At 33.7% G+C, this 22270-nt stretch carries 13 protein-coding genes and 1 pseudogene; 1 reads left to right on the plus strand and 13 read right to left on the minus strand.

The window, feature by feature from the left end:
• The 8 genes and pseudogenes from ABJF08_RS00005 to ABJF08_RS00040 form a co-directional block, all read right to left on the minus strand.
• Positions 1–385, minus strand: a pseudogene (locus ABJF08_RS00005) (IS3 family transposase); the annotation flags it as partial.
• 374 nt (positions 386–759) lie between these two features.
• Positions 760–1161 (minus strand): hypothetical protein, encoded by a 402-nt coding sequence (locus tag ABJF08_RS00010; protein WP_348113999.1) that lies wholly within the window; start codon positions 1159–1161, stop codon positions 760–762.
• Positions 1162–1277: 116 nt separating this feature from the next.
• A complete protein-coding gene (gene purL / locus ABJF08_RS00015) occupies positions 1278–4919 on the minus strand; it encodes a phosphoribosylformylglycinamidine synthase (RefSeq protein WP_348114000.1) in 3642 nt (1213 codons plus the stop codon).
• 117 nt (positions 4920–5036) lie between these two features.
• Positions 5037–6359, minus strand: coding sequence for an acyloxyacyl hydrolase (locus ABJF08_RS00020; RefSeq protein WP_348114001.1), 1323 nt, complete (start codon positions 6357–6359; stop codon positions 5037–5039).
• Between the two features lie 106 nt (positions 6360–6465).
• Positions 6466–6888 carry a response regulator gene (locus ABJF08_RS00025; protein ID WP_348114002.1) on the minus strand — a complete coding sequence of 141 codons (423 nt, stop codon included), beginning with the start codon at positions 6886–6888 and terminating at the stop codon, positions 6466–6468.
• 157 nt (positions 6889–7045) lie between these two features.
• The gene (locus ABJF08_RS00030; RefSeq protein ID WP_348114003.1) at positions 7046–11029 is read right to left on the minus strand and encodes a chemotaxis protein CheB; all 3984 of its coding nucleotides are present in this window, start codon (positions 11027–11029) and stop codon (positions 7046–7048) included.
• A gap of 338 nt (positions 11030–11367) precedes the next feature.
• A complete protein-coding gene (locus ABJF08_RS00035) occupies positions 11368–12459 on the minus strand; it encodes an endonuclease (RefSeq protein ID WP_348114004.1) in 1092 nt (363 codons plus the stop codon).
• Positions 12460–12521: 62 nt separating this feature from the next.
• Entirely contained in the window at positions 12522–13730 is a 1209-nt protein-coding gene (locus tag ABJF08_RS00040) for an RsmB/NOP family class I SAM-dependent RNA methyltransferase (protein WP_348114005.1), read from the minus strand.
• Positions 13731–13867: 137 nt separating this feature from the next.
• On the opposite strand from ABJF08_RS00040, the gene ABJF08_RS00045 reads away from it, so the two are divergent.
• The gene (locus tag ABJF08_RS00045; RefSeq protein ID WP_348114006.1) at positions 13868–14950 is read left to right on the plus strand and encodes an exo-alpha-sialidase; all 1083 of its coding nucleotides are present in this window, start codon (positions 13868–13870) and stop codon (positions 14948–14950) included.
• Between the two features lie 310 nt (positions 14951–15260).
• Here the strand turns inward: ABJF08_RS00045 and ABJF08_RS00050 are convergent, their stop codons facing one another.
• The 5 genes from ABJF08_RS00050 to ABJF08_RS00070 all read right to left on the minus strand — a co-directional run bounded on the left by ABJF08_RS00050 (position 15261) and on the right by ABJF08_RS00070 (position 22150).
• The gene (locus ABJF08_RS00050) at positions 15261–17462 is read right to left on the minus strand and encodes a radical SAM protein (RefSeq protein WP_348114007.1); all 2202 of its coding nucleotides are present in this window, start codon (positions 17460–17462) and stop codon (positions 15261–15263) included.
• 83 nt (positions 17463–17545) lie between these two features.
• Positions 17546–18493, minus strand: coding sequence for a tRNA-dihydrouridine synthase family protein (locus ABJF08_RS00055; protein ID WP_348114008.1), 948 nt, complete (start codon positions 18491–18493; stop codon positions 17546–17548).
• Between the two features lie 104 nt (positions 18494–18597).
• A complete protein-coding gene (locus tag ABJF08_RS00060) occupies positions 18598–19479 on the minus strand; it encodes a substrate-binding domain-containing protein (RefSeq protein ID WP_348114009.1) in 882 nt (293 codons plus the stop codon).
• Between the two features lie 25 nt (positions 19480–19504).
• Positions 19505–21556 (minus strand): polyphosphate kinase 1, encoded by a 2052-nt coding sequence (ppk1, locus tag ABJF08_RS00065; protein ID WP_348114010.1) that lies wholly within the window; start codon positions 21554–21556, stop codon positions 19505–19507.
• Between the two features lie 156 nt (positions 21557–21712).
• Positions 21713–22150: a hypothetical protein gene (locus ABJF08_RS00070; protein ID WP_348114011.1), complete on the minus strand. Its 438-nt coding sequence runs from the start codon at positions 22148–22150 to the stop codon at positions 21713–21715.
• Positions 22151–22270: the final 120 nt, after the last annotated feature.

A 22270-nucleotide genomic window follows, 5' to 3' on the forward strand; every position in this document is an offset into this window, starting at 1 on the left:
AATTTTTTCTGATCTCAATGTCGTATTCTTTTTCTGCCATATCAACAAGCATATCAAAAATAATTACTTTCTTATCTGCTCGTTCTACTAGATGTTCTGCTCTTGCTTTCTGCTTTTCAAGCAACTTGACTTTTGCTTCTAATTCGATAATTTTTTGTTCAGGTGTTTTAGACATGCTTACAACGGATAGATTTTCCCAATCAAAGGTACCATATTTACGAAGCCATGAGGTAATTGTTGATCTTGCTTGAATACCATATTTTAAATGAGCATTCAATCTATCGAGTTGTCCTGATTCAATTTCTTCTACCACTTGAAGTTTAAAAGAAAGCGAGTAGTCTTTTTGGGTACGCTTTACATAACTAATGTTTATAGGTGTTTCCATTACACTAAAATTTTAGTGTATCGCTATTCTAGGACGAGACACATCAGTAATAGAAAAAACCACTGCGAGAGCAGTGGTTTTTTTTGTGTTTATAATTTCGCTTTCGCGAAAGCGTAATCCGGTTATTTTATCACGACAGTATATTTAATTTTTAAAAACAAAACTTAGTTGCTTTAGTAAAAAAGTTCTAGAATCAATGAATCGATTTTATGAGCCTAGATAATAATGTGTCAAATTGAAAAAGAGGTAACGTTATTTTTTATTTTAGGTGTTTATTGGGCGTATGTTTTGTTAGTCTGACTATGATAAACCCTATTTTATTATCCTTTATTTAGCTTTATAATATTATGAAAAGGATGATTTTTTGCTCTTTTTTAATTAACATAAGAATTAATTATTCCAAAAAAAACAAGCAACTTTAAGATGTGCCAAAAGGAAACCAAAATTGCAGTTATAATTCCAATTGGTTTAACAACAATATCTACATAGTCAGAAATTTTTTCTGCTATATTTTTTCTTTTATAAATTTCATGTTGAAATGTATAACCTCCATTTTCTAAATAAATTATTCCCTTATATTTAATTCCGTAAAAAGCCTCGGTTGTATGTTCATAAACATAACCGTCATCTAATAACATTTTAAACATCATATATGATTCCGATTTCTCAAAATTTAGATTAGCTTTTTCAACAATTCGATCAGGCCTATTCGGTATGTCTCCAATATTTTCAGACATATATTTTAAAATCGAATCTAATTTTTGATGTTTGTTCATTCCTTAAATACGTTCTAACTGGTGATATCTGTACGAATATAAAACAAATAAGACCAAAAAAACGGATAAGTCCCTACTTAAAAGCGACTTATCCGTTTACCAATAAATGTAAAATATTACTTTTTATCCAACCACACACGAGCATTAACAAATGCTTCTAACCATGGTGTTGCTTCGTCATTTTTACGGTCTGTAGGGTAGTGTGCCCAGTTCCATGAGAATGTAGATCGCTCTAGGTGTGGCATCATTACTAGGTGACGTCCATCTTCACTATTCAGCATCGCTGCGTTATAGTCAGATCCATTAGGATTTGCTGGATAACCTTCATAAGCATAGGTTGCAGGGATTTGGTAATCGCTGCGGTCCATTGGCAACTGGAATTTACCTTCTCCGTGTGCTGCCCATATTCCTAGTTTGCTACCTTCTAAAGATTGTAGCATAATTGAATTGTTATTGGCAATCTCTACACTTGTAAAGTTACACTCAAACTTACCAGAATCATTATGTAACATCTTAGGCTTTACATCATGATCAGGATTAATTAATCCTAGTTCTACAAATAACTGGCAACCGTTACAAACACCTATACTCATGGTATCTGGTCTAGCAAAGAAGTTCTTTAATGCCGTATTTGCTTTTTCATTATATAAGAATGCTCCAGCCCAACCTTTGGCACTTCCCAATACATCACTGTTAGAGAATCCACCTACTGCGGCTATAAATTGAACATCTTCTAGAGTTTCACGACCAGCGATAAGGTCCGTCATGTGTACGTCTATAACTTCAAATCCTGCTAGGTGCATGGCACGTGCCATTTCTCTTTCAGAATTACTTCCTTTTTCACGTATTACAGCAGCTTTTACTCGTTTTTGAGGTAATTCTGGTAATTTTCCTGTGAAATGATCAGGGAATGTAAATTCTAACGGCTGATTTTTATAGTTAGCAAAACGCTCGTCTGCTTTACCATTAAAAGATTGTTTTCTATCTAATAAGTGAGAAGTTTGATACCACTCATCTCTCAATGCGTTGATATCTAATTCTAGGTCATTTATTGTTAAAAATGGTTGATCTGTTGCTTCTCCTAGGTGGTAGTATTCAACATCTGCAGCTAGTAAGGCACTTTCTACAGAGGTATCTGTTACTTGTAAAATCACACCTGTATTTTCTGCAAATAATACTTTTACAAGATCTTCATTTACGTTTTCTAGGTCGATATCCATTCCCACGTTTTGAGAAGGGAAACACATTTCTAATAAACTAGTTATAAGTCCACCGCTAGCAATATCATGTCCTGCAAGTACTTTTCCTTCTTTTATTAGATTTTGGATGGTTGTCCACGCTTTCGCGAAAGCGAAACTATCAACAATATCTGGACATTCTGTACCTATTTTATTCTGAGTTTGAGCAAAGCTAGAACCACCTAATTTATGGTCGTCACCACTCAAATTAATATAATAAATAGGTGCTGAGGTGTTGCGCTGTAAAACTGGCTCTACTATATTACTAATGTTATCGCAAGAACCAACGGTACTTATAATAACCGTTCCAGGAGCAAGAACATCCATATCTGGATATTTTTGTTTCATAGAAAGACTGTCTTTACCTGTAGGAATATTGATGCCTAGATCTATGGCAAATTTACTTACCGCTTCTACAGCAGCATATAAACGAGCGTCTTCTCCAGGGTTATTACATGGCCACATCCAGTTTGCACTTAAACTTACACCTTTAAGTCCTTTTTCTAAAGGAGCAAAAACTAGGTTAGTTAGCGACTCGGCAATGGCGTTGCGAGAACCAGCCTCTGCATCGATTAATGCAGCAACAGGAGCGTGACCTATAGTGGTTGCAACTCCATTTTTACCGTTATAATCCATAGCCATTACACCTACGTTATTTAACGGTAGTTGTAATTCTCCACAAGTCTGTTGTTTTGCAACGCGACCTGTAACGCATCGATCTACTTTATTAGTTAACCAGTCTTTACAAGCTACGGCTTCTAGTTGTAATACTTGAGAGATGTATGTTTTAATATCGCTTGCGTTGTAAGTAACGGCAGCATACTTGCGCTCTATGGTTTTATCGTCCATGATAGTTTTAGGACTAGAACCGAACATGTCTTCTAGAGCAAGATCCATAGGACTGCGTCCATCTTTCTCGCTGAAAGTGAATTTATTATCGCCAGTTACTTTACCGACTTTATATAAAGGAGCGCGCTCACGAGCCGCTATTTCTTCTAGTATAGGAGTGTCGGTTGCATCCATAACCAGTCCCATACGTTCTTGTGATTCGTTACCTATCAACTCCTTACGAGATAGAGTAGGATCTCCAGATGGTAATTTATCAGTATCGATAATACCGCCAGTTTCTTCTACTAGTTCTGACAGACAATTTAAGTGTCCACCTGCACCATGATCGTGAATAGATTTTATAGGATTGTCCTCACTTTCTACCAGTCCACGTATTGCATTTGCAGCACGTTTTTGCATTTCTGGATTAGAACGTTGTACGGCATTTAATTCTAGACCAGAGTCTAGTGCGCCAGTGTCTGCACTACTTACGGCAGCACCACCCATTCCTATTCTATAATTATCTCCACCCATAACGATAATGTCATCGCCAGCGTCTGGAGTTTTCTTTAAAGCTTGTTCTTTTTTTCCATAACCTATACCACCAGCTTGCATGATTACTTTATCAAAACCTAGATTTTGATCACCTTCTTGATGCTCAAAAGTCAATACAGAACCTGTGATTAATGGCTGACCAAATTTATTTCCAAAATCGCTCGCACCATTTGACGCTTTGATAAGGATATCCATAGGTGTCTGATACAACCACTTGCGTGCGTCAAAACCATTTTCCCATGGGCGTTCTTCATTTAATCTAGAGTAACTAGTCATGTAAACTGCCGTACCAGCTAGAGGTAAAGAACCCTGTCCACCTGCTAGTCTATCACGTATTTCTCCACCAGATCCTGTTGCAGCACCATTAAACGGCTCTACGGTAGTAGGGAAGTTGTGTGTTTCTGCCTTAAGTGATATTACAGAGTCGAATAAACTCGTCTGATATACATCTGGCTTGTTCGCTGTTTTAGGGGCAAATTGCTCTGCCTGTGGTCCTTCTACAAATGCTACGTTATCAGAATAAGCACTAACTATATCGTTAGGGTTTTGTTTTGAAGTTTCCTTAATTAATTTAAATAAGGAAGTAGGCATCTCTTCACCATCAATAATAAAAGTACCGTTGAATATCTTGTGACGACAGTGCTCAGAATTTACTTGTGAGAAACCAAATACCTCACTGTCCGTTAATTTACGATCTAGTTTTTCTGAAAGAGCTATAAGATAATCGATCTCATCGTCGCTCAATGAAAGTCCTTCTTGCATGTTGTACGCAGCGATGTCGTCTATTTCTAGAACACCTTGTGCTTGTACATTTACATCATATTGAGACTGGTCTAGACCATCAAATTTTTGAAGTAACATTTTATCATAAGAGGAGTCTTCTTCACATTTGTGAAATTCTTCTATACGTAAAATACCTTTAATCTCCATGTTTTGAGTGATTTCTACAGCATTTGTAGACCATGGAGTAATGGTAGTCGCACGAGGTCCTGTAAAATGACCAGATAAAGTACTGGCATCTAATTTAGGAGCATCGGCAAAAAGCCATTGTAATTTAAGATCATCTTCTGTAGAGATCGGTGCTTGGGTTTGAACTGCGTAAACTGACTTGGACGGATTTCCGTAAAAATGGATCATTTGAGCGCTTTTTTGGGCTGCTGCAAAGATACTTTTTTAGTATGATATTTGTTACTGTTACGCTTGCGCGAAAACGTATTTATTAACGGACTTATTTACAATTTAATGGTATTAGTTTTATCTAATAAATTCATAAACATAACCTAATCGCAATTCAGTAAAATCTGCCTGACCATAGTTAGCATTAATATGTGCACCTATGTAGAAATTATGATTTTTAAAATCATTGGTTCCTAATGGGTAATAATTTATACCTACACGAGAATTGATTAGATGTCTCATTTTATATCTGGTATCTAAATCGGCAAATTGCCATCCATCAGGGAATTCTCTCGGAGGATTATCCCAACCTTCATTAATAGAATAATCTATTTTATAAGCTGGTTTATATAGATTTGCTCCTATAGCTAGTTCTATGCCTATATAGTTCAATAATAATTCTCCTTTAAGATAAACGCCTATGTTGGTCGCGTTAGAAAAAGCTTTTCCTTTCATATCAGAAAATCGCTGGTTTTCCCTGACTAGATATTCACCATCGTTGATATAATCATAATAATGCTGGTAGAATCTGTAAAAAGCTCCTATTCCTAATTTCCAAGTTCTGTTGTATGTTTTACCGTATTCAACACCTACTGTATAGACTTCTTTCTTACGATTAAAATAAGGAAGATCACTGAAGACTTGAAATCCTATACCTTGGTAAATCGATAGATAAGATGTTTTTATATGTGATGAAGTAGTAGATTCTGGATGTAAAACTACCTTTTTAGGTAGGTAAGTAGCATTTATAGAAACTAAAAAGGAATTAAATCCATTATTAGGCAAACTGGTATGACCGTTAGAATGGTGCACAACACTTAAACCTGTGCTGTAATTCCATTTTTCAGTTTTAAGTAATTGATAATTTAATAGAGCTCTAAATGTCCAGGTTACATCAGTACTTATAGCGTGATTTAAAGAATTATTTACAGCGTCATATTTTTGAGTAAAATAAGAAGCGCCAAGACCTAGGTAAGTATGTAATCTGTTATTATTAAAGCTCTTAAACTTTATAAAGGGTAAAATAGAGTAGGAGCTACCTAAAATTTCATTGTTACCATAATTAGAATAACCTAGGCTTATTCCAGTTTCTGGAAACTGTAATCTTTGATGCCACTTAATTTCAGGATTATCTTTCTGTTGTGAAACATGAAACCAAAGTTGGGATTGTAAAGCGCGATCAGGAAACTCTTTATTAGAAGGCAGGCTTTGACCTAAAGCGATTTCTGCACCATAGGAATACTTTTGTGCCGTAATCGAAAAGCAAGATATACAGAAGATTAAAAGTGTAAAACGTTGTACCTGGCTCATTAAATTTATTAATGCTGCTAAAATACATTTTAATAGAATAGGGATAGGTTGAAATTCCGCTTTCGCGAAAGCAAGATAAAAACAACACATAAAAAAAGCCGCTTATTACAGCGGCCTTAAAATCTTGTTTCTATAATACGTATTAATTCACAATCACTTTAAAAGTTTTGTATACAAAGCAAACTAGAGCCGCTGCCTAATTTTCAAGTTGATTGTAATGAACGATAATTTTTTCTAATTCTTTATTTGTAAGTGGCTTTTCAATAAATCCATAAATCAAATCATTTTCAATTGCTTTAATTTTATCCTTTGTCCACGTACTTGTAGTTAAGAAAACAACGATTACGTCACATCTATTTTCTTTAGGTAGTTTTGAATATTCTTCTAAGAATTCAAATCCATCCATTTTGGGCATATTGATATCTAAAAAAATGATGTTAGGTTTTACAATGTCCTGTCCTTTAAATTTATTTTGTTTTTTTAAAAAATCCAATGCCTCTAAGCCATTAAACGCTTCAAATATATCCGCTTTAATATTAGCTTTTTCTATTATTTTTTTATTGTAAAAATTAGTAGACGGGCTGTCGTCTACTAATAAAATGCAATCGATTTTTTTCATAAAATTATAGCGCCTTAAATATTCTGATTAAACAATCACAATTGTTCATGCTTATCGATTTAAAAATCAAAAATAAACGATTTAAAGCATTTTTCACAGCTTAAATAATAAACGATATTCTTTAATTTTAAACTGTTATAAGTGACGCATTAATTATTTAATCGTTGTTTTTTATTTTTTTAGGTAAGTAAAAAATAAAGTCAGAGCCTTTATTAAGTTTTGATTTCACTTTAATTGTACCATTATGGTTATCTATAATTCTTTTACAGTTAGCTAAACCTATACCAGTACCTTCATATTCTTCTTGGCTATGAAGTCTTTTAAATACATCGAATATAATAATCTGGTATTTTTCATCTATTCCTATACCATTATCACTGATAGTGAACTCATAATTATCGCCAGATGATTTGTGAGAAATATGAATTAATGGTGATTTTTCTCCTCTATATTTAAGACCATTTGCAATTAAATTTTGAAATAATTGTCTTATTTGTGATTTATCACAAATCACTTCAGGGAGTTTATCAACATTAATTAAAGCTTTGTTATCATCAGCAGCAGTTTTTAAATCTTTTAAAACATTGTGCACAACATCATTGAGGTTTACTTTTTCAAAATTTAATGATTTGTCATCTAGTTGAGAATATATTAATAGATCATTAGTTAACGTAATCATTCTACTAGAAGCTTGTTCTATAAAATCTAAGTATTGAAAAGCATTTGGATCTAAAATGTCACTATACTCTTCCTTGAAGAGGTCGGTAAAACTAGTAATTGTTCTTAGTGGTTCTTTAAGATCATGAGAAGCTAAGTAAGCAAATCTTTCTAACTCGATATTAAGATTTTCCATTTTCTTTTGAGAAACTTTATTACTATCTATATTTAGAATAGTTCCTATCATTTTAATCTTACTGTTTACTTCTTTTTGAACTTGGGCATTAATTTTAAACCATTTTGTTCCATTATTTTTTGTTTTAAATAAAACTTCTTGAACGAAGGGTTGTCCATTATCAATATGTTCCTGAATTTTTTCTTGAAAATCCGATCGTTGATCTGGTTCAATTAATTGAACAAGTGAACTGAATGAAGGTTGATACGTTTTTTTAGAAATCCCTAGTTCATTATAAATTACATCTGACCACCATAATTTATCCTCTCTAATGTCCATCCATTCCCATAGACCAGAATTAGTGCTCTCTAGAGCGAGTCTATAACGTTGCTCTCCATCTCTTACCTTTTGTTCCATCTTTTTAAGTTTGGTAGTTATTATAGCTACACCTATAATGGAAATAACATTACCCTCTTCGTCTCGTTCGTGAACTTTATCTGTGCTTAGAAGCCATATTTTCTGGTTGGTTTCCTTGTGAACAATTCGGTATTCTATTTGAAGCTCTTCTTCACCTTTAAGAGATTTGATTTTATCATGATGTTCTATTACTGCGTGGAGATCTTCTGGATCAATTATTTTTGAAAGTACATTTGCTCCTAGGTCAATAATTTCTTGTTCATCGTATCCAGCATAATTCCATATACTAGAACTGGAATATATATTTTTCTCGTTTATTACATCATAAATGTATAAGATCGCTGGGTTTGATTTGTTTAAATAAGTTAAGAATGTATTTAATTTCTCTTTTTCATAAATTGCATTTTTCAAATTATGAATATTAATAAAATTAATTACTACACCTTGAATACTATCTCGCTGATTGCGATAAGGAAAAATCTGTAAATGAAACCAGATTTCTTCTTTGTTTTTAATTTCACATTGAAAAGGTTGTAATGTTTTTATAACCTGTGCTGAGTGTTTTATTAAGTCTTCTCCTCCTATGGTACCAGAAAAGTCTGTAATAGATCTACCTATATCTTCTTGCTGTAATTTAAAATGATCTGTAACAGATGGTGTAAATTTTCTAATATGAAATTTTCTGTCTAGAAATATTGTTCCTACATTGATGTTTTGCATCAAGTTTTCAATATCTGCGTTTAGTTCAAAAAGTTCTTCATTTTTTGCTTGTAACTCAGCATTTACGGTATGTAACTCTTCATTTAAAGACTGTAATTCTTCATTAGTACTTTGTAATTCTTCATTTGAGGCAAGCATTTCTTCGTTAGTAGCTTGCATTTCTTCATTTGAAGTTTCTAATTCTTCAATGGTAGACTGTAAATTTTCGCGAGTTTCATTTAAAGCTTCTTTAAGTTCTAAAACCTGATCAACGTTAGAGACTATTTGTTTTTGCTCAATTAAGGTAATCTCATTTTTCTTAGGTAAATTTAACTCTATTATCGTTACTAAGAAACAGCGATTTTTTAGAGAAACCATATCAATACTGTTCACGACCAGCTTTATGTTGATCAGTTCTTCATCTTTCAGAAATTTAATAAATTTTTCTATCTTTTTCTCTGAATTATGACTTATCAATCTAATAGCCGAGTTTACTGGTATATTCAACTCATCTGGTAACATTTTAAGTAGATTATTAGAATAACCTTCTTCAGGATACTGAATGTATTTTTTAAGTTTTCCTGTAGCATGTAAAATTTCAAAATTATCATCAACACAAACACTAACGGCGTTCATTTCCGTCATTATGAATTTATTAATGGATTTTGATATTTTATCATCTAGTGAGCTACCAGATGTTTTAAATTGAAAATTATTTTTGTCTTTAGAATTAATTCTCCAAAAATCATTTGTCTTATTCTTGAGAATGAGTCGCTCTGGTTGTATATTTTTATAAATTTTAAATTTAGAACTAGTCTCTTCAAAGTTTCTACTGAGATTCCCTAAGTTTTCTGAACTACCTAGGAATAAATAGCCATATTGATTTAGGGCATAATGAAGACTGGATAATACCTCTTGTTGGATATGATTCTCCATATAAATAAGCATGTTTCTACAGGAAATAAAATCCATCTTATTAAACGGCGGATTATGAAGAATATCATGTTTTGAAAATATAATGCTTTTCCTAATTTTAGGAATTACATGATATTTGTTATCTCTTTTTATGAAGTAAGATTTTAAAAAATGTAGAGGTATTTCGGCCTCAATGTTTTCTCCATAGATTCCTTTCGTAGCCACGTCTAATCCACGCTGATCTAAATCTGTTGCAAATATTTTAAATGCTACATTTAAATTATTTTCATCAATATAATTTTGTAGTAAAATAGCCATGGAATAAGCCTCTTCTCCTGTAGAGCAGGCAACAGTCCATATTTTTAAGATCTTTTTAGGGTCGTTATTTTCAAATAGATTTGGAATTATCTTACTTTTTATAATATCAAAAGCACCTTGGTCTCTAAAAAATTTAGTAACACCTATTAAATATTCATTAGCAAGTAAGAATTTTTCTTCTGGATTATTATGGAGGTAATCAATATAATCTTCAACAGTTTCATTTTTAGTAATGCTTATTCTTTTTGCTGTTCTTCTCAGTAAAGTAGGCTTCTTGTAAGAAATAAAATCATAGTTGGTATAATTTTTTATAAGTCTTAAAATCCTACCAAGAGATTCAAGATTGTTTTGATCTCCTGTTGCTTTAGGATAAGGATAATGTGGGTTTGATACAAATTGGATTAATTCATTAACCATTTCATTAGGTGGTAGAATATAGTCAGCAAGTCCTTCTGAGATAGCACTTTTAGGCATACCATCAAAGCTAGATGATTCTGGACTTTGAACAAAAACAGTCCCGCCCACTTCTTTAATAGACTTTGCACCCTTAGTCCCGTCAGATCCAGTACCTGAAAGAATAATGGCGAAAGCTCTTTCTCTTTGATCTATTGCAAGTGAGTTAAAAAATATGTCAATTGAAAAATTAACACGGTTAGAAGGCTGTCTATTGGTTAGTTCTAGCTGACCATTTTTGATTTGAATATTTTTTGACCCAGGCATTAGGTATACGTTATTGGGTAAAACAACGTCACCATCAGAGGCTTCCTTAACTTTTAACTCGGTATGTCTAGAAAGTAATTCTGGCATTAAACTTTTATAATGTGGAGATAAATGCTGCACGATTACAAATGCAAATTTGGTATGATTTGGACAATTATCAAGAAATTGTTCTAAAGCTTTAAGACCACCTGCTGAGCTACCTATACCTACAATAAAAAAAGAATCCTCTGTTTGAGTCATACAATGAACTTAGTTAATGTTAAAAAGAAATAAACCTGAAAATCAAAGTTAAATATTTACAAAAGTAAGTTTAAATATAAACTTAAAAACATCTAATTCACGTTTAAGTTTCTTTTTATAAGTTAAATTACACTGTTGTCATGTTAGAATAGAAAGATTAGTTAAATAATGGTAGTTGATTAAAACAATTATATTACAATTAATTTAAAAGATTAGAAAAGTGCACCACTAAGGATAGGGTTTCTATATATTCCGCTTTCGCGAAAGCGAGATAAAAACAACTCATAAAAAAAGCCGCTTATTACAGCGGCTTTAAAATCTTGTTTCTACAATAAGTATTAATTCACAATCACCTTAAAAGATCTAGATTGATCACCGTTACTTAAACGGACTATAAATATTCCAGTAGAGTTGATTCTAAACTGGTTATTGTCTAGTTGTATTTTTAACAGTCTTCCAGATATATCATAAACTGATATATTTTCAATAGCTATTCCTGAATCTTTAATATAAAATGTACCGGTAGATGGGTTAGGATAGATAGAGATATTAGATAAAAGTACGTCTTCATTACTCGCCGTAGCAGTCCAGATCATATTCACATACTGTGGATTATCTATGTATGGATTTCTATTACCTTGATATACATAAATATCATTATTTCGGTCTATTTCTTTTTGACTTACAGGGTCTGCATTGTGCCATGAAAGTAAAAGGTCTACATACCATTGCTCATAATACTGACCTTGAGAGCCATTTCTAGGATCATTTACAGCTGTGTGGCTGTCCCAAGCACTATCATTATATTCATTTTCATATCTAGTAGCAAAGTAAAGTAACATTCTAGCGATGTCTCCTTTAAACTCGTCTATAGGTTCAAATACAGTAGTTGAAAAACCAGCAGTTGTATTAGGACCTACTTTACTACCATTGCGAGATGTAAATGTAGGGCTGTTAACCTCTCCAAAAGGGAAGCTGCTTCTACGTCCGTTTACCTGACCATCTGTAGGTATTACATGATGTGCATCAGTACGCATAGGAGTTCTACTATTAAATCTACCCTGTGGAAAAACGTGTTCACGATTATAACAAAAACCTTCATTACTACTCACATTACCACATCTATCGGTAAAAGTAAAGTTATAAGGATCTGTTCCCGTAGGATTTTCAGAATACATATCTACTATGGTAGTCGTTTGGTCTGTGATACCTTCTCCTTGATTAGGATAATAGGTATCGTTATCAGACGTGTCGTATAAATTAAAAAGTGCACCGTAGCCTTGATCTGTATGACCATTTTCTATAATGTTGCGCAACTCAGACTTTAATGGGTAGCCAGTAAGTCCACTAGCGCTATTGTAATAACCTGCAGGTATTTGTGCAAAACCCACTGCAGAAAGTAATAGTAATAACAGGGTAAAGTTTTTCATATATAAATAATTCTGTATGGTAATAGTATAAGGGGATAACTGTCCTCTACAGTAAAATAAATTTATTTCTTTTTCATTCTTGCCATAAAGAAACCATCAAAGCCATCTCTATGTGCATAAAGAGTTTGAGAATCTTCTAATTCAAAATCTGCACCAGCTTCTGACTTTAAGAACGTATCAACTTGCACCTCATTTTCTGAAGGAAAAATAGAACAAGTAGCATACACCATAGTACCGCCAGATTTTACCACACGGCTATAAGACTGTAAAATCTCTTGCTGTGTAGCTTTAATTTTATCAATAAATTCTGGTTGCAACTTCCATTTAGCATCTGGATTACGTCTTAAAACACCTAGACCGCTACATGGCGCATCAATAAGAAGACCATCTATTTTACCAGCCAGCTTCTTAATGGTTTTAGTAGATTCTAATAAACGAGTTTCTATGTTGTGCACACCAGCGCGGCGTGTACGTCTTTTTAGTTCGTTTAATTTGCTTTGATAGATATCAGTAGCGATAATTTGCCCTTTATTTTCCATCATAGCCGCTAGATGTAGTGTTTTACCACCTGCACCTGCACACGCATCCATGATACGCTGTCCTGGCTTAGGATCTAAATAAGATGCGATCAATTGAGAACCAGCATCTTGTACTTCAAATAAACCGTCAGTAAATAACTTAGTACGGAAAACGTTTGCACGCTCATTAAGAATTAACGCATCAGGAAAACGCTCGTTAGTAGTAGTCATTACCTCTTCGGCAACTAACTTTTCTTTTAGAGAAGCTACGTCAGTTTTAAGAGTGTTTGCTCTCAATACTACAGACGCTTGCTTGTTAAGCGCAGTAATTTCTTGATCCCATAAACTACCTAATTCTTCTACACCCATTTCATCCATCCAGTCAGGAATAGACTCACGCATCTTGCGATTCTTTCTTACTTCGTCCAGTTTACCTCTTATACGTCTTACTGGTGTGTTGTAATATTCATCCCATGCAGGAAGATCATAACCTTTTAAAACTATCCAGACACTAGTTAGTCTCCATAGGTCTTCTTGTTTAAATGGCTCATTTACATTTGCAATAGAAGCGTATAATCTCTTGTATCTTACGATGTCGTAAGTAGTTTCTGCAATGAATCCTCTATCTCTAGAACCCCAACGTGTATCACGCTTTAGGATTTTTTGAATAGCTTGGTCGGCATACTTGCCGTCGTTGAATATATTGTGCAAAGCATCTACAGTAGCTTGCACTAAGTTATGGTGAAATCTCATTTTGCAAAAGTACAGCTATTCCTCAGTAAGTTATAGAATGAGAGCTTGTTTTTTAAATGATTTTTAATTGTTATCTCGCTTTCGCGAAAGCGGAATTTTAAATATCCTATTTATTAATTCTGACTTATTTTTACATCATGAAAAAATTACTATTTATGGCTTTGATTTTATTGATCACAGCCTGTAAAAACGATTCCCAAAAGGAAGAAATTAAAGAAGTTAAAACCCTAACACGTACAGATGTAACGCTGCAATTAGAGACCATTTCTAATGACTCAATAAGTGTGAGAGCGTTAGATTATGGTGATGGAGAGTACTGGTTCTCTGGTAGTAATGGGCAGTACGGTAGGATAGATGCTGCTACAAATGCGGTTACAAATTCTAGGGTTACTTTAAATGAAGATGAGAAAATAGAATTTAGATCCATCGCGGTAACACCTCAATATACGTATATATTAAGTGCTGGTAACCCTGCGTTGATTTATAAAATAACTCAAGCAAATGACGAAGTAAAATTAGTTTACACAGAATTTGAAGAGCGTGTTTTTTATGATAGTATGAAATTCTGGAATGATGAAGAAGGAATAGCCTTTGGTGATGCTACAGAAGACTGCCTGTCGGTTATAAAGACATTTGATGGTGGCGATACTTGGGCAAAATGTAAATGTACCTATCTACCAGAATTCATTAAAGACGAGGCGGCATTTGCAGCAAGTAATTCAAATATCGCTATTTATGAAGATAATGTATGGCTAGCAACAGGTGGTGCGGCAGCACGTATTTTACATAGTCCAGATAGAGGTTCTACCTGGGAGGAGTATTCTACACCTATGATAGCAGGTAGTGAAATGACCGGTATTTATGCTATAGATTTTATAGATGCCAAAAATGGTGTTATGATAGGAGGTGACTGGAATAAGAAAGAAGATAATATGTACAACAAAGCAATTACTCGCGATGGAGGTAAAAGCTGGAAACTTATGGATAACGGTAACGGTCCTGGTTATAGCAGTGACATCATTTTTGTTCCAGAAACAGATGGTAAAGAGATTCTTGCAGTAGGTTCTCAAGGAATATGGTGGAGTGGTACAGAAGGAGATTCATGGAAAAAACTATCTAACGAAGGTTTTTATACCGTTAAGATGATCAATAAGACTCAAGGCTACCTAGCAGGTAATAATGAGATAGCTAGTTTTACCCTAACATTACCAGCTATATAGTGGTGAGAAACATAATTAATCGATGAAACGCGCTTTTAGTTTCTTGTTAAAATACTGTAAATAAGATATTTAACTTTTAATCGATAAAAAGATCACTTAAAAGTGTTTTTATTTTTCTAAAATCTAAAAGTATCTACTACTTTTGACACGGTTTAAGTAAATAAGCAAGAAGTTATAAAGACAAGTTGTTTATTAAAAATAAAGCGGTGGAGACTGCTTAAAAAAGAGAGGAGGAGTCCTCTCTTTTTTTTGCGCTAAACTGAAATGATGATTTATCTTCTATTTTTTTTTAGAATAGTCTTCTATAGTTTTAAAGAACTAATAATCCATTGGCTCTCAAAGTTTCTATTTCGTCTCCATACCAGAAAGGCTCAAAGGCATTAAAGAAAGATTCATAAGAAGCTTTTACTTGAGAAAAGGTCTGTATTTTGAGACTAGGATCCCATAACTCAAGTTGATCCAGTAACCAGTTTGCAAGGTTTTCTGGTAATTCTATATGAAAAGACGTCGATTTATCATGAAATATAAGATCTAGATAAGTAACTTTTACACCTTTTTTTATTTTAGTAAAGGAACCAACTAATGGAAAAGTACCTAACCAAACGATTTTAGAATTAGACTTCATCGCTTTAAAATTTTCTTTATTGAGGCAGTCTTCAATATAGAAAGGAGCGATAGAAGTGTTAGGTATTTTAAAGTCGAACCATTCTTGTAAGGAAAGGTCAAAACCGATACCGTGCATATAATTAAATAACGATTTCTTTAAACCTTCACTAAATTTAGTGTGGTCTATACCTGTAGAATCGGCAAATTGTACATCGTTATTGGCAAACGTGATTTCTTTTAAATGAGGTGTTACTCCATAATCTTGTGTATTCATACCTACGGGACTATGTGCAGTAAGTGCAAATTGATGCCAGAAACCACTTTGTATAATACCTAATTCAAATAACTGCCTAGTCATTTCTAGACTGTCTACAGTTTCTTGAACTGTTTGTGTAGGGTAGCCGTACATCAAATAGGAGTGAACCATGATTCCAGAAGCGGTAAAATTTCTAGTTACTTGGGCTACTTGCTCTACAGTTACACCTTTGTCTATAAGTTTCAATAATCGATCTGATGCTACTTCTAGACCTCCCGAAACAGCAATACAGCCAGATGCTTTTAATAAATGACAAAGATCTTGTGTAAAGTTTTTCTCAAAACGTATGTTGGTCCACCAGGTTACGGTAAGTTTTCTTTTAAGAATTTCTAACGCTACAGACCTCATTAAAGCTGGTGGTGCAGCCTCATCCACAAAGTGAAAACCTCGCTCACCAGTTTGCTCTATTAATTGCTCCATGCGATCTACAAGAACGTTGGCCGCAACTGGTTCATAAAGCGCTATGTAATCTAGGGAAATGTCACAAAATGTGCATTTACCCCAGTAACAACCATGTGCCATAGTCAGTTTATTCCAGCGTCCATCGCTCCATAAACTGTGCATAGGGTTTGCCACTTCTATAACAGATATATACTGGTCTAATAATAGGTCACTATAATCTGGTGTACCTACTTGTAACTGTTTGTAATCTGGTTGAGTAGCATTATTTTTATAAACTACGGTATCATTTTCAAGAACAAAGGTTCTTTTTAATTTTATATCTTGACTAGACTTTTCAGGATGATTTAATACATAATCAGTTACCAATTCTAAAGGTAACTCACCGTCATCGAGACATATAAAATCTACAAATTCAAAAACACGCGCATCTTTTAAAGATCTTAATTCTGTATTAGGAAAACCACCACCCATAGCTATTTTAATATGAGGGAAATGTTTTTTAATATGCTGACAGGATCGCAAGCCGCTGTATAAATTACCAGGAAATGGTATGGAAACTACGACTAGTTTAGGTTGTGTTTCTTTTAATTGTGCGTCTAATATTGCAACTGTAACCTCATCTATATAAGATAATGGCTCTACAAGTGCGTTGTATAACTGGTCAAAGCTATTGGCACTCATTCCTAAACGCTCTGCATAGCGACTGAAACCAAAGTTGTCATCTATACACTCTTTTATAAAATCAGAAAGGTCTTCTAAATACAAAGTGGCTAGATGTTTTGCCTTGTCCTGTAATCCCATATTACCAAACGCCCAATCTAGATCGTCTACTTGATCAAAACGAGATGCTTGTGGTAAGAAATTTTCAATACATATTTGTCTTGCAAACGTATCATTATGCCCTTGTAAAAAAGAAATAATTTCATCAAGTGGTTGTATATAATGATCTTTTAAGGCATAAATACGCTGACTGTTCTCGCTTAGAATACTACCCTTATCTATAGCATATTCAAATAATTGCGTCATTCCTTTTTTTGAAAAAAGCTCTAAAATGACTTCTATCCCTAAATCCATTTGATAGGAGGTAATCTCCTTAGTATTTAAAAAACCTTTTATATAAGCCGTTGCTGGATACGGTGTATTCAGTTGGGTAAAAGGAGGCGTGAAAAGGAGTAGATCTTTTTGCATGGATAGATATAGAATGCAAATTTAAGGTTTGTGTTTGTTCCGCTTTCGCGAAAGCGGAATTCTTATTCTAAAACTTATAAAAGTTAAGACACTGTTTTCAGGTTATCATTAGCCGCTTGTTGATAGGCGCGAGGGTTATTTGCTTTTTTAATGGCTTTAAAAGCTTTTTGCGGATTAGGAAATGTCAACGCCCAATACTCCCAAAAACCTTGCATTTTCATCTTTATAGGCGTCGGGCCTTGTAAAAAATCATCATACTGCTGGTAAATAGTGTCATGGAATTCTCTAAAGATTTCCCATCGATTTTCTGGATATACCTCGGTATCAGCTTTAATCATACTGGGTAAAAAAGGATCGGCTATGAGGCCGCGACCTATCATCCAGTGATCTATTTTAGGAAATTGCTCTTGCATGGCTCTAAAACCAGCGACACTAGTTATATCTCCATTGTAATAGAGTTTGTGTTTTGAAGTATCTAGACACTTTTGAAACGACTCGAGATCTACACCACCTTTATATAATTGCTTGCCTATACGAGCGTGTATAGCGATATTCTTGATAGGATATTTTTCTAAAATAGGAAAGGTACCTAAAATCTCTGTAGGTTCTAGGTATCCCATTCTCATTTTCATCGAGACTATTACATCTGTTTCTGCATGAACACGTTCTAGTATGTGATCTATTTTTTCTGGATCACAAATAAGTCCAGAACCCATACCTTTCTTAGTCACCATAGGATAAGGGCAACCTAGATTCCAGTTCAATTCTTTATAACCTAATGACCTTATGTATTCTACAGCGATAAGAAACTCGTCTGCACTGTTAGTCATAACTTGAGGAATCAAATCTGGAACCTTATTATTTTCTAACTGCAAGTCACGCTGGTATTTACTACTTATTACCGGCTTATTATTAAACCTAATATAGGGAGCGTAATAAGTATCGATACCACCAAAGTATTTGTGTATTGCATTACGGAATCTAAACTCTGTAAAACCTTGTAATGGAGAAGAAAGTAGGGTAAATGACATGTGTTATAATTGCAGCGCAAAGTTAATGCTTGCGCAAGTAGAAAATATAGCTTTCTACTATTATTAAATTAGCTCGCATTGCACAACTAAGACACTTATATTATTTATTCCTCTTCGTCTATTTTAGGCAGGTTGTAGACTAAATCTTCTAGAGCCACCTTTTTTTCTATAATCCCTACTGCAGTAAATTCTTCTATAATAGTATCTACGGTACTTTTCCATAGCTGGTCATCACTAAATTCTGTACGCAGTAGCCATTGCTGCACATCACCTACTTGTAGGTCGTAATGTGATGCAATAGTGCGATCTATACTAGGTATGTGTTTAAAGTCTGAGGTGTAGGTGTTTATAATATGAAGCATTTTTGCAAGAGCTTCTTCCTTTTCTTTGATGCAATTTTCTGTTGCAGCGATTACAAAACTAGGCCATGGTGTGGCTATAGTTTCTAGGCGTTTAAAGATACCTTGATCTACTATGGGTTGCGTCATATAACGTTCCCATAGAAATAGTTGCGCTTTATTTGCACTTAATGCTTCTACAGCACCATCGAGTGTGTTTATTAACTCGAACTGTATATCTTCTGGATCCCAACCATGTCTTTTGGCTAGTAGATAACTCATTAAATGTGAACCACTACCGTAACGGCTTATGGCTATTTTACCATCTTCTAGTTGCTCGGTTCTATCGGCTTCTATTGCTCCAGGGGCATGAACGCCCCAAAGTAGAGGTGATGACACATACACTTGTAAAATACGTGACTTATTACCTCCTATGATATCTTTTACGATTCCATCGGTTAGAATACAGGCTACGTCTAGTTGTTCTTCACGTAATAGCTTGCTCATGCGGCCAGTTCCTTCTGGTACGTCCTGCCATTGTAGATCTATTCCCGCTTTCGCGAAAGCGTTATCCTCAATAGCTAGGTGCCACGGCAAATTAAAATGCTCTGGTACACCGCCTATTTTTATGGTTATCTTTTTTTCCATAGCTTACAAAGATAGCACAGAAGCGTTAACTATGCTTTTGTTCTAAGTATTTATAAATTTCTTCTTGTGAGCGAATTTTCTTATCTCCATCCTTGGCTTGCACCATTGGGTTATTTTCTTCTGGTGTATGTATACGTGCTTTTACATTATCACTTAATTGAAGGTCTAGAATATCATCAAGCTCTGCATAGATATCTGGATCATTGATAGGTGTTAGAACCTCTATTCTACGATCTAGATTGCGACTCATCCAGTCTGCACTACCAGTGTACATAATAGGATCTCCGGCATTGTGAAATTTATATATGCGACCGTGTTCTAAAAATCTATCGACTATAGAAGTGATTTCTATATTCTCACTTATACCTTTAAGTTGAGGCACAAGACTAGAAAAACCTCGCACTATAAGACGTATGTGTACACCAGCCTGACTGGCCTGGTACAATAGATTGATCATACCACGATCTTCTAGCTGATTCATCTTTGCTGTTATATAGCCACCTTTACCGTTTTTAGAATGGTCTATCTCTTGACGTATTAGTGATTCAAAAGTACTTCTAGTAGTAAATGGACTGATGAGTAGACTGCTTGCACGTGGTATAATTAAATCACCTTGCAAGACTTTAAAGGTTCTAAGAAGATCTTTAGTAATTTTTTTATCTGCCGTAAATAAACCGTGATCACAATAGTTTTTAGAAGTTTTGGCATTAAAATTACCGGTACCTATATACGCATACCTCTTTTTCTTATCATTTTCTCTACGTAAGATAAGCAGCACTTTGCTATGTACCTTTATACGCGGATAACTATAAATAACACGAGCGCCGTGTTTTTCAAATATGCGTCCCCATTTGATGTTGTTTTCTTCATCAAATCTTGCTTTGGCCTCTACAAAAACAGTTACTTTTTTACCGTTTTTAAGTGCCCTTAATAACGCGTCAGTAAGTGCAGACTCATTTGCTACACGATATAATGAGATTTTTATTTCTTCTACATGTTCGTCTTGTGATGCCTGATCTATAAAACGCTGCACATAATCAAAGGACATGAATGGAAAATGCACTAATTGATCTTTTTTTCTAATCACGTCAAAGTAAGAATTAGCACTCTCTAACTCTTTATGTTTAATAGTTTTTAAAGGTTGCGCCTCTAATCCTTTATTTTCAGTAGGGTTAGGAAAACCAAAGAAATCATGAAAATTATGATATTTACCACCAGCGACCATATCTATTTTACCTAAACCAAGACTTTTTCTTATGTTTTTTCTCACATCTTTAGGCATGCGCTCATCGTATAGTAAGCGTGTAGCCTGTCCCACATCTCTTTGTGATAAAGATTCATGAATTAAATCTGCTAGAGTGCCATCTAGTTCTTGATCCAAATACAATTCTGCATCTCTAGATAATTTAATAGAGTAGGAGCCTGTAACTTTCTTATCAGGGAAAATGTCTTCGATGTTAGCTTTTATAATGTCATCTAAAAAGGCTATAAAATGTTGATCGTTGTCTTTTTTGACTTCTATGAAACGATCGTATTCAGTAGAAGGAATGTTTACAATACCGTATTTTTTTTCATTTTCAAAAGGTACTAGAAAATATAAATGCTGGTTCTCTAAAAATATATCACTAGTTTTTGATGCTTCTACAATATCAGTGTGTATTTTCTGTCTAAGATGTGTACGGTAATATTCCTTTACTAACTCTATATAACTCTCCTTAATTGTTTTGTAACCAAGTAAATGAATGTTGTTATCCTTTAATTCAGGAACTATATGATCAAAGAAAATTGTACCTAATTCTTCCTGTTGAGATTTTACTTTAACTAGTAATTGTTTTACAAATTTAGATGGACGTAATGCTAGCTTTTTTCTAATGCTTTTATCCACTCGTTTGAGTTGACGCATTTGAGAAACTCTTACTCTAAAATACTCATCTAAATTTGATGAGAAAATAGCGATAAATTTAAGACGCTCATAAAGAGGGTTACTTTTATCTGCAGCTTCTTGTAGCACACGGTCATTAAAACTTAACCAGTTGATATCTCTATGCTGGTAAGGATATTCTTGATGTTTCTCCATCTGTTAAATTTACACAAATCAAACAGTGCATTTTATCAAACTAGCGTTAAAAAATGGCAAGTATTACTTAAGCAGACATTGTTTAATAATTATTTAAGTAAGCTTTGAGAATGTATGATAATGAAAGACGCCAAGATGTTAGAAATATATGACAGACTAGTTATTAATTGTTTGTTTTATAGATCTATAAGAAATTACAAAATTTACCCATTGCTTACTTAAATATCTGATAGATTTAGACTCTTTACCGCTTAAAAATGCATTTAATTCATTAAAAGGTAGTATAACACCTATAATTTTACTGTTTGATAAGTCTATAATAATAGGGCTAAATGGAATATCTCCATCAGTCCAAGGAATTTTAAAAATGATTAATTCAAATCTACCTTTTTTTATTTTTTTATGGATTTGAAGCTCATAATTTTTATCTATCTTTTTTAACTTTTTAATTAGTTCTATTGAAACAGGTAGATGATTAATAGTTTTATTTTTTGGTGACCACAATAGATTACTAATTACATTTTCGTTTCCAGTTTCTAATTTAGAAATTAAGTTGTCATAATTTATTTTATATTTTCTGTTGAATATATTCATTATGTAAGAGGTTGGGATTGACGAAAATGATAAATGACTAAATTTTAATTATCTATTTGCATAAAGGTAACTATTCAAATTTTAGTATTAAGTAAAATATAGATGTATAGCTATAAATAA

Source organism: Nonlabens sp. (assembly GCF_039941875.1).
Lineage (GTDB): Bacteria > Bacteroidota > Bacteroidia > Flavobacteriales > Flavobacteriaceae > Nonlabens.

What these genes read in the sequence shown, in the direction of transcription:
- ABJF08_RS00010 (WP_348113999.1), bottom strand. Translation starts at nt 1,161, where the DNA reads ATGAACAAACATCAAAAATTAGATTCGATTTTAAAATATATGTCTGAA.
- purL (WP_348114000.1), bottom strand. Translation starts at nt 4,919, where the DNA reads ATGATCCATTTTTACGGAAATCCGTCCAAGTCAGTTTACGCAGTTCAA.
- ABJF08_RS00020 (WP_348114001.1), bottom strand. Translation starts at nt 6,359, where the DNA reads ATGTGTTGTTTTTATCTTGCTTTCGCGAAAGCGGAATTTCAACCTATC.
- ABJF08_RS00025 (WP_348114002.1), bottom strand. Translation starts at nt 6,888, where the DNA reads ATGAAAAAAATCGATTGCATTTTATTAGTAGACGACAGCCCGTCTACT.
- ABJF08_RS00030 (WP_348114003.1), bottom strand. Translation starts at nt 11,029, where the DNA reads ATGACTCAAACAGAGGATTCTTTTTTTATTGTAGGTATAGGTAGCTCA.
- ABJF08_RS00035 (WP_348114004.1), bottom strand. Translation starts at nt 12,459, where the DNA reads ATGAAAAACTTTACCCTGTTATTACTATTACTTTCTGCAGTGGGTTTT.
- ABJF08_RS00040 (WP_348114005.1), bottom strand. Translation starts at nt 13,730, where the DNA reads ATGAGATTTCACCATAACTTAGTGCAAGCTACTGTAGATGCTTTGCAC.
- ABJF08_RS00045 (WP_348114006.1), top strand. Translation starts at nt 13,868, where the DNA reads ATGAAAAAATTACTATTTATGGCTTTGATTTTATTGATCACAGCCTGT.
- ABJF08_RS00050 (WP_348114007.1), bottom strand. Translation starts at nt 17,462, where the DNA reads ATGCAAAAAGATCTACTCCTTTTCACGCCTCCTTTTACCCAACTGAAT.
- ABJF08_RS00055 (WP_348114008.1), bottom strand. Translation starts at nt 18,493, where the DNA reads ATGTCATTTACCCTACTTTCTTCTCCATTACAAGGTTTTACAGAGTTT.
- ABJF08_RS00060 (WP_348114009.1), bottom strand. Translation starts at nt 19,479, where the DNA reads ATGGAAAAAAAGATAACCATAAAAATAGGCGGTGTACCAGAGCATTTT.
- ppk1 (WP_348114010.1), bottom strand. Translation starts at nt 21,556, where the DNA reads ATGGAGAAACATCAAGAATATCCTTACCAGCATAGAGATATCAACTGG.
- ABJF08_RS00070 (WP_348114011.1), bottom strand. Translation starts at nt 22,150, where the DNA reads ATGAATATATTCAACAGAAAATATAAAATAAATTATGACAACTTAATT.